Source organism: Sulfurimonas sp., assembly GCF_014859695.1.
Taxonomy (GTDB): Bacteria; Campylobacterota; Campylobacteria; order Campylobacterales; family Sulfurimonadaceae; genus Sulfurimonas.
The window spans coordinates 1-8,427 of sequence record NZ_JACUTS010000075.1 but is presented as its reverse complement, the minus strand read 5'-3'; the positions used below and the strand labels follow the sequence as shown (position 1 = coordinate 8,427).

The 8,427-nt window shown below is 37.2% G+C and carries 11 protein-coding genes; 5 read left to right on the top strand and 6 right to left on the bottom strand.

Features of this window, described 5'->3' with window-relative positions:
- Both IBX42_RS10190 and IBX42_RS10185 read left to right on the top strand, forming a co-directional pair.
- A partial coding sequence (locus IBX42_RS10190) for an N-6 DNA methylase (RefSeq protein WP_294932570.1) occupies positions 1-888 on the top strand: 888 nt, incomplete at its 5' end.
- Positions 881-2,026, top strand: a complete 1,146-nt coding sequence (locus IBX42_RS10185) for a restriction endonuclease subunit S (RefSeq protein ID WP_294932568.1) — start codon at positions 881-883, stop codon at positions 2,024-2,026. The genes IBX42_RS10190 and IBX42_RS10185, both read left to right, overlap by 8 nt.
- Positions 2,027-2,060: 34 nt before the next feature.
- On the opposite strand, the gene IBX42_RS10180 is transcribed toward IBX42_RS10185, so the two are convergent.
- A complete protein-coding gene (locus IBX42_RS10180; RefSeq protein ID WP_294932566.1) occupies positions 2,061-2,390 on the bottom strand; it encodes a hypothetical protein in 330 nt (109 codons plus the stop codon).
- Positions 2,391-2,519: 129 nt separating this feature from the next.
- Here IBX42_RS10180 and IBX42_RS10175 point away from each other — a divergent pair, with 129 nt between their 5' ends.
- Positions 2,520-3,296 carry an inositol monophosphatase family protein gene (locus tag IBX42_RS10175; protein ID WP_294932564.1) on the top strand — a complete coding sequence of 259 codons (777 nt, stop codon included), beginning with the start codon at positions 2,520-2,522 and terminating at the stop codon, positions 3,294-3,296.
- Positions 3,297-3,308: 12 nt separating this feature from the next.
- On the opposite strand, the gene IBX42_RS10170 is transcribed toward IBX42_RS10175, so the two are convergent.
- Positions 3,309-4,058 (bottom strand): response regulator transcription factor, encoded by a 750-nt coding sequence (locus IBX42_RS10170; RefSeq protein WP_294932562.1) that lies wholly within the window; start codon positions 4,056-4,058, stop codon positions 3,309-3,311.
- A 95-nt stretch (positions 4,059-4,153) separates the two neighbouring features.
- Between IBX42_RS10170 and thiS the strand changes: the two genes are divergently transcribed.
- A complete protein-coding gene (thiS, locus tag IBX42_RS10165; RefSeq protein WP_294932560.1) occupies positions 4,154-4,354 on the top strand; it encodes a sulfur carrier protein ThiS in 201 nt (66 codons plus the stop codon).
- Positions 4,355-4,356: 2 nt separating this feature from the next.
- On the opposite strand, the gene acpS is transcribed toward thiS, so the two are convergent.
- The 4 genes from acpS to radA all read right to left on the bottom strand — a co-directional run bounded on the left by acpS (position 4,357) and on the right by radA (position 7,007).
- Entirely contained in the window at positions 4,357-4,707 is a 351-nt protein-coding gene (gene acpS, locus IBX42_RS10160; RefSeq protein WP_294932558.1) for a holo-ACP synthase, read from the bottom strand.
- Complete coding sequence (fliL, locus tag IBX42_RS10155) at positions 4,708-5,262, bottom strand: flagellar basal body-associated protein FliL (protein ID WP_294932556.1); 555 nt, start codon at positions 5,260-5,262, stop codon at positions 4,708-4,710. It abuts the gene before it with no gap.
- 65 nt (positions 5,263-5,327) lie between these two features.
- A complete protein-coding gene (locus IBX42_RS10150) occupies positions 5,328-5,585 on the bottom strand; it encodes a hypothetical protein (protein ID WP_294932554.1) in 258 nt (85 codons plus the stop codon).
- Positions 5,586-5,660: 75 nt separating this feature from the next.
- On the bottom strand, positions 5,661-7,007 hold the full coding sequence (gene radA / locus IBX42_RS10145; protein WP_294932552.1) for a DNA repair protein RadA: 1,347 nt from the start codon (positions 7,005-7,007) through the stop codon (positions 5,661-5,663).
- Positions 7,008-7,159: 152 nt separating this feature from the next.
- Between radA and IBX42_RS10140 the strand changes: the two genes are divergently transcribed.
- A partial coding sequence (locus IBX42_RS10140; RefSeq protein ID WP_294932551.1) for a methyl-accepting chemotaxis protein occupies positions 7,160-8,427 on the top strand: 1,268 nt, incomplete at its 3' end.

Genomic DNA, 8,427 nt, shown 5'->3' with positions numbered 1-8,427 from the left:
CCTGCCGTGGGAAGCTGCGGATTTCTCATCGAAGCGTACAACCACATACGCTACACTGACATCAAAGCAAACAAACAGCGAGAACTCTCAACAGAGCAGTTGAAGTTTTTAAACGAAGAGACATTTTTTGGCAATGAAAAAACTCCGCTCTCCTATGTCATGGGCGTAATGAACATGATACTTCACGGAGTCGAATCGCCAAACATCGCAAAAGCAAATACTCTCACAAAAGACATACGAGGACTCGAAGAAAAAGAGAGGTTTGACTGCATCTTGGCAAATCCTCCTTTTGGCGGAAAAGAGAACGACAACATCCAGCAGAACTTCCCCATCAAGTCAAACGCTACCGAACTGCTCTTTTTACAGCACATGATGAACCATCTCAAGCTTGGAGGCAAATGCGGCGTGGTTATCCCCGAGGGTGTTTTGTTTCAAACAAACAACGCTTTTAAGTCGGTTAAGCAGGAGCTTTTGGAGCGTTTCAATGTTCATACCGTGCTTAGCCTTCCCGCAGGTACATTTTTGCCCTACAGCGGCGTAAAAACAAATGTCATCTTTTTTGAGAGAAAAGGAAGCACCTCGGACATCTTTTACTACGAAGTAAATCCGCCTTATAAGCTCACAAAGAACAAACCTATTCAGCACGAACACTTCAAAGAGTTTTTAGATGTGTGGCAAGATAGAACGCTTACATGTAACTCTTGGATTGTACATGTAAACGACATAAAAGAGTTCGATATTAGTGCTAAAAATCCAAACAAAAATGAGACGATAGAGCATAAATCACCGATAGAATTGGTTGAAAATATCAAGCTTAACAATAGCGAAATAAATGATTTGATGGATGAGATTGAGGCTATATTGATTGGGAAAGATATCAATGAGTGAGTTGTATGAGCTTCCTGATGGATGGGAGTGGATTGAATTTTCAAAAGTTTTTAATACTCCAACTTCTAAACCATATCAAATACAAAAAACAGAATATTTAGAAAATGGATTATTACCAATAATTGACCAAGGAAAAGAATTTATTATTGGATATACAAACTCTATTGAAAAAAAATATTCAAATGAATCCAATTGTATTATTTTTGGAGACCATACTAGACAGATTAAATATGTTGATTTTGATTTTGTTATTGGTGCAGATGGAACAAAAATATTAAAAGAAAAAGATAAAAACAAATATGATTTAAAATTTTTGTATTTTCAATTTTTATCAAAAAAAATAGAATCATTGGGATATAGCAGACACTTTAAATTAGTTAAACAAATGTTTTTTGCTATTCCGCCACTCCAAGAACAACAGAGAATAGTTTCAAAATTGGATTTGCTCTTTGAAAAAATAGACAGATCAATAGCCCTGCATCAAAAAAACATGGACGAAGCCAACGCATTTATGGGAAGTGTTCTGAATGATGTTTTTAGAGAATTGGAAGAGAAGTATTCAACTAAGTCCTTTGATGATGTTAGTTTAAATATTAGATATGGATATACAGATAGTGCTAAAGATAAGGGAAATGCTGTCTTTATTCGTATTACAGATATAAACGAAAATGGAAAATTTAAAGATAATTTTGTATATGTAAATATCGAAGACAAAGAATTAAACAGGTTTAAACTCTCTAAAGGTGACATATTGGTAGCTCGTAGTGGTGCTACTGCTGGAAAAGTTGCATTATTTGATTTAGATTTTGTATCTGTATTTGCTTCTTACTTAATAAGAATTCAACCTAGTGATGACATGAATTCAACTTTTTTATTTTATTTTTGTCATTCTCCAAAGTACTGGACTCAATTAAATACAATTAAAGTTGGTGGAGCACAACCAAATGTTAATGCAACCAATCTAAAAGAAATTAAAATAGCAACACCACCCCTCCAAATCCAACAAAAAGTAGTAGCATACTTAGATGATATTTCTCAAAAAATAGAAAAAATAAAGCAGCTACAAAAAGAGAAGATGGCTAGCCTCAAAGCCCTGAAAGCTTCCATCTTGGATAGTGCCTTTAGGGGAGAGTTGTAAAAGTAAGTAAGAAGTTAAGAAGTCTCGTTAAAACTTATTTTTTCGAGACTTTAGTTGATTTATCAGCTTCTACTTCTTTCTTTTTGTAATGCGACATAAAGTAGTTAAAAGAGTGTTTTAGAGCTTTATTTGTCAACTCTACAAACTCTTTTACGTCTTTGAAGTTTTCTTCTGCCTTGTTTGAAAGAGCGTCAAATTTTGTGTGTGCATCATTATAGAGAGCCTCTAGCTCTTTTGCGCTTATGTCAAATTTTTTTTTGGCTTCTTCACTTAGATGTGAGCTTGTTTCTTTAATCTCATCTATCTCTTTTTGGAACCTAACTAACTGTTTTTTCGCCTCTTTAATCATTTCATCTTTTTTCATGACATTTCACCTTTTTATTGAGTTACCTTAATTATATAGCAAATCTCTTAAATAAAGATATTTATATTAACACTATTTATTAAGAGAATTATTTCAATTATTTTCGATACAAAATGATACAATCTCATTATGATTAGAGAAAAACTTATAAACATCGTTATGGAGTGTCGTGAACTTTTTTTACAAGGTTATCACGCTGAGAAAAAAGTGCAGTACAAAGGCACGGTTGATCTCGTTACAGAGTATGACGTGGCTATAGAGAAGCGTTTGAGCATAAGTCTGCAGGAAGCATTTAGAGATTTTGAGATAGTCGGGGAAGAGAGTACGAAAGAGATTACGTATCCTAAAAAAGCAATCTATATTGACCCGATTGACGGTACTACCAACTTTATCCACGGATTGCCGTTTTGTGCTATATCTGTGGGGATGTGGGAAGATGGCAAGCCAATTGCCGGAGTAGTTTACAATCCTGTTTTGGATGAGTGTTTCAGTGCAGAGCGGGGCAGGGGTGCATTTTTAAACGCCAAGCCGATTTTTGTTTCAAAACAGCGTGACTTCCAGCAGTCGTTGATTGCTACCGGATTTCCCTACACTAAAGTCAAAAAGGGAGAGGATTATGAGTGGGTGCTTCGCACGATAGCAAATCTTCTTCCTGTAACCAGAGATATTCGCCGAACAGGCGCCGCGTCGATTGATCTGTGTTATGTTGCATGTGGCAAGTTTGAAGCGTACTATGAGTGCAATCTTAAGCCTTGGGATGTGGCGGCAGGGGTATTGATCGTTGAAGAGGCTCTTGGGAAGATATCGAACGAAAAGGGTGAAGCTTATAGCCTTGATGAGCATATCATTTTAAGCAGCAATGGTTTCGTGCATAGTGCGCTGCTAAAACACGTTGAAGAAAAGTAGAAATTTCAGACTTTAGTGTAGAATCGGTATCATCCTGTAACCAATTCCATAGATGCTCTCAATAGAGTTTTCGGGAAGTTTTTTTCTGAGTTTTGAGACCAGTTTTCTTATGTTTACAATATCTAAACTTTCATTAAGTGCGTTGTAGTGGTTTGTAATATCTTCATTTGAATAAATAACGCCTATCTTGTCGCTAATGAGCTGCAAAAATATAATCTCATATTTTGTCAATGTCATCATATTTCCGTTTACAAGAAGTATATTTGTATCTTTGTTAAACGTGCACGAACCATTTAGCTTTATCTGCGATATACCTTTGCTTGTGCTATTTTGTGTCTCTGATGTCCCGAGTTTCTTAGCGGCATTGAAGAGAACTTTCAATAGATCTTGATAGTCTATAGGTTTTTTTATAAACTGCTCAATGCCGAGATTGATTAAAGGCAGTAGATATTTAGAGTCATCATAGGCTGATACTATTATAACGATCTGGTCGGGGTTGATTTCGTAGATACTCTCTACGAGTTCAACTCCGTTGATGCGTGGCATCTGAATATCTGAGAGAATAATATCGTAGTGTTTAAACTTTGTTTGATAAAACTCTTTATATTTCCTAATGGCCTCTTCGCCGTTCGCTGCGCTGTCAACCTGATAGAAAAATGTCTTTAAAATCTCTCTTGTGTTGTCTCTTAAATCATCATGATCCTCAGCAAAGAGGATGGATAAACCTTTGGTACGTGCCAATAACTCTTTGGAATTTAACATATTAATCACTTTTTGAATTTTTGATAAAATAATTATATCTTTTAATTCACCGAATGTTCAAGAAAATAAGATATTATTTTAAAAAAAGAGAATAAATGAAACTTATAATTAATGGTGACACAAAAGAGCTCCCGCAAAACATAACTTTAAAGAGAGTTATTGAAGAGCTTAACCTTGATGGCAAGGTAATGGCAGCTGCTCTAAATATGGAGATAGTAAAACAGGATAATTGGGAGAGTTGTATTTTAAAGGATATGGATAAGGTTGAGTTACTTGATTTTGTGGGCGGAGGCTGATTTTAATTCGTCTGTATTGCCACAACTGCTATGGCGTACTCTCCGTCATGTGTTATGGAGAGGCTTAAATCTGAAATGTTGAATTTTTCCAAAAGTTTTTTTGATACTCTTAAGTGGGGAGCTCCGTTTTCACTCTTATAGATGACTATGTCATGAAAACCGCACTCAGAACCTATTCCGACTCCAAGAGCTTTTGAAAACGCCTCTTTGGCAGCCCAAAAGCCCGAAGCAGTTTTGTAGTTTTTTACAAGTGCAATCTCTTCTTTAGAGAGAAACCTGCAAAGAGCCTTCTCTCCAAAGCGCTCAATCAACCCTCTCATGCGAGATGTTTTTATGAGGTCTATGCCTATCATCTACTGTATGACAAACTCTGTAAAATATACACTTCTTACGTTTCCGTCTGTAATCATTGAGTTTAGCGTATCGACAATCTGCTCAGAGACTTTCTGCTTACCTTTTTTTGAAGATATCTCTTCTAGTGTTTTAGATGTTAAAATCCTGATAATTCTGTCTCTTATAACAGGTGATTTGTTGTCAAGCTCAACACCCAACTGTTTTCCGTCAAGCTCAAGTGAGATGGTAGCTTTTAGGTAACGGCGACCTGCATCACTCTTTAAGTTGACCGTGAAAGTATCAAGCGGGTACAAGGTGCCAATTTCACTTAGTTTTCTAGAGACCATATCTTCAGAGTTTCTTGCATCCCTATATGAAGTCCTTTGTTCTTGAGCTTGAGGGGCAGCGGCTTGCTGTGCACTCTGGGTTTTTTCATCATCACTTAAGAGAAGAACAGTGACTATCGCACCACCTATGACGATAAGTACTAAAACAGCAACAATTACAATCATTAACAGCTTGCTTGACTTTTTCTTTTCCTCTTTATTCTCTTCTTTGCTCTCTTCTTTGGGCATGGGGCTTCCTTGATTTTTATTTTGCTAGTATATCAAAAAAAATATTATTTTATAAGCAACTGCTATTAATCACAAATTGTTATATTTAGAGCTTTGATAATCTTTTCAAAGACAGCTCCAGCCTCACGATCTATGTCATCTTGGTACTCGATTACAACAACTTCTCTGTTGTTAGATATGTTACATGTGTATGTCTCTGGTTTTGTTTTGTATTTAGAAGTTATCTCATCGATCGTTGAACAGACCAACTTTCCCTCTTCTTTTCCACTGTATGCGATTGATAACTTTGCAAATTTCTCTTCGCTTCTTACTTTAGCGTCCATATTATAGTTGGTTCCTTTTTTGATTTTTAGGATTATACAATGAATAGGTTGAAGCGGATTTTAATATGGGCATTATCAGTACCACTCCAGTAGTTTTGTAACTTCATCGACAATAAATATTTTCATAGTTGACTTCTCAAGAGGTTTTTTAGAGATAAGCGCTTTTGAGATATTTTGCATACTTGCTTCTTTAAGCCGTGTATCCATTGCATAAACCTCTCTTACATCGCCCACAAGAGAGACTTCGCCTATGAAGACGGTCTGTTTGGAGATGGCACGATTTCTAAAACTGCTTATAATCGCCGCCAAAATTGCCAAGTCTGCTGATGTCTCGTTTATCTTTATGCCGCCTGTAATATTTATAAATACGTCATATCCAGAGAGAGGGATTTCCAGTTTTCTCTCTAAGAGTGCCAGCAACATGTTGAGTCTATTTGTGTCAAAGCCTGTAGCCTGCCTCTTTGAGTTTGCAGTGTGAGACTCAGAAACAAGCGCTTGAACTTCAAGTATGATAGGGCGCGAACCCTCCATGATAACCGTCAAAGCAGAACCTGCCTGCTCTGAGTTGCGATTGAAAAATCTGGAGGCTACATCAGTGGCGGAGACAAGTCCGTCGCCCTTCATCTCAAAAACTCCTATCTCGCTTGTCGGTCCAAAACGATTTTTAAATCCTCTAAGAATTCTTAGCTCCTGTGAAGAGTCGCCCTCAAAATATAAAACCGTATCTACCATGTGCTCCAAAACTCTCGGACCGGCAATTGACCCCTCTTTTGTTATATGCCCTATGATGAAGATGGCGATATTTTTGTCTTTTGCGATGCGCATCAGCTCAAAAGTAATCTGCCTTACCTGCGTTACGGAACCAGGAGCCGATGAGATGTTTTCTGAGTAGAGTGTCTGAATGGAGTCGATAATTATAAAGTCATAATTGCGATGTTCAAGCTCAACTATTACCTGCTCAAGTCGTATTTCGCTAAGAAGATACAGAGAGTCATGATTTGCACTTAGTCGATTTGCACGAAGTTTTATCTGCCCTGCAGACTCCTCTCCTGTCACATAAAGAACATTTTGTCCGCTTGAAGCTATGTCGCCGCCGACTTTTAAAAGCAGAGTCGATTTTCCAACACCGGGGCTTCCGCCGATGAGAGTAAGTGAACCGGGAACAACACCCCCGCCAAGCACCATGTCAAGCTCTATGCTTCCGGAACTAAACCTAAATATCTCCTCTTCTTTTATATCGTTGATGCTTTGTGCTTTAGAAGATGAGCCAGAGGCTGATTTTGTCTGTTTTGCAACTTCTTGCTGATGTTCGTTAAGCTCTACAAATGAGTCCCAAGCTCCGCAGTTTGTGCATTTTCCCATCCATCTTGGAGTTGTTAATCCACAGTGCTGGCACTCAAAGAGAATCTTTTTTTTGGACATATTTTTTAGCCTTTTTAAGGTATTTGAAGAATTATACACTTATAGTTTTGAAGATATTAAATATATGACAAATTGACATATATAACGTAATGGTTCTGTAATAATTGATTTATACAATTCAACATAAAAATAAGACAAGGCTATTTATAGATATGAAAAAACTCTCCGTTAAAATCCAGGTTTTACTGCTTATAACCCTCTCGTTAACGCTCCTTGGGGCAGTAGCGACATATATAGCAAGTTCAAAAAGCAAAGCTGCTCTGCTAGAGAGCAGCTACGCAAATTTAACTGCCCTCAGAGATTTGAAAAAGTCTCAGATTGAAGCTTTTTTTAGAGACTGCATAAGAGATATTGATGTCTTGGCAAATAGTAATAACCTTCAAAACATTACCTGGGATCTTTTAAGCGTTTATGATGACTTGGAAGTAAAAGAAAATGAGCCTTTTCCGGTAAATGATCCATCTGCAAAAGAGGAGAGGCTTCCGCATGAGGTATATTTTCAAAAATATTTAAAAGAGTATGGATATAGCGATATTTATGTCATCGGGGCAAAACATGGGCATGTTATATACTCCGCTAAAAAAGAGTCCGACTACGGTACAAACCTTACATACGGTCCCCTAAAAGATAGCGCTCTTAGCCAAGTTTATAAAGAGAGCTTGCAAAACAGTCGCCCGACTTTTATTGACATGAGACCTTATTCAGCCGATGGAAATTTACCTGCCATGTTTATAGCAACGCCTATAGTGGTAAATGCTGAAGTAAAGGCTGTTTTGGTATTTAAAATCAATAATGATGCAATTAAAAACATTATGCAGTACCGAAAGGGGTATGGTAAATCTCAAGAGGATTATCTGGTAGGATCCGACAAGCTTATGAGAAGTGATAGTTTTTTAGACCCAAAAAACCACTCTCTTGAAGCATCTTTTGCAGATCCTGCTACAGGTTCTGTTGATACTGAGGCGTCTAAAGAAGCTCTCTTGGGCAAAACAGATACTAAAATAGTAGTTGATTACAACGGCAATTCCGTGCTCTCCTCTTTTAGCACAATAAATATCGGCGAAGATTTCAAGTGGGCAATACTCTCTGAGATAGACGAAGCAGAGGTTCTTGAGGTTCCAAACAGCATAAGAGATACTCTTGCCATAGACTCTATTCTCCTTCTTGTGGTAATAATTGCAGTTGCTCTGTTTTTGATAAACAGAAGCGTAGTAAAGCCGATAGAGAGATTTAAAGAGACACTTGCAAACATAGGAAACAATAAAAATCTCACTCTTCTTGTGGATGAAAACGCTCCACTTGAGCTCTCCCAAATGGCTAAAAGTTTCAACAACTTAATGAGAGAGCTAAAAGAGCTCATAGACATCTCCAAACAATCCTCAAGCGAAAACGCTTCTATCTCACATGAGCTCTCAACAAC

Bases quoted from the DNA above. Each gene is read 5' to 3' on its own strand.
- IBX42_RS10170 (WP_294932562.1), bottom strand. From the start codon at position 4,058: ATGTTAAATTCCAAAGAGTTATTGGCACGTACCAAAGGTTTATCCATC.
- IBX42_RS10150 (WP_294932554.1), bottom strand. From the start codon at position 5,585: ATGGACGCTAAAGTAAGAAGCGAAGAGAAATTTGCAAAGTTATCAATC.
- acpS (WP_294932558.1), bottom strand. From the start codon at position 4,707: ATGATAGGCATAGACCTCATAAAAACATCTCGCATGAGAGGGTTGATT.
- IBX42_RS10180 (WP_294932566.1), bottom strand. From the start codon at position 2,390: ATGAAAAAAGATGAAATGATTAAAGAGGCGAAAAAACAGTTAGTTAGG.
- IBX42_RS10185 (WP_294932568.1), top strand. From the start codon at position 881: ATGAGTGAGTTGTATGAGCTTCCTGATGGATGGGAGTGGATTGAATTT.
- fliL (WP_294932556.1), bottom strand. From the start codon at position 5,262: ATGCCCAAAGAAGAGAGCAAAGAAGAGAATAAAGAGGAAAAGAAAAAG.
- IBX42_RS10175 (WP_294932564.1), top strand. From the start codon at position 2,520: ATGATTAGAGAAAAACTTATAAACATCGTTATGGAGTGTCGTGAACTT.
- thiS (WP_294932560.1), top strand. From the start codon at position 4,154: ATGAAACTTATAATTAATGGTGACACAAAAGAGCTCCCGCAAAACATA.
- radA (WP_294932552.1), bottom strand. From the start codon at position 7,007: ATGTCCAAAAAAAAGATTCTCTTTGAGTGCCAGCACTGTGGATTAACA.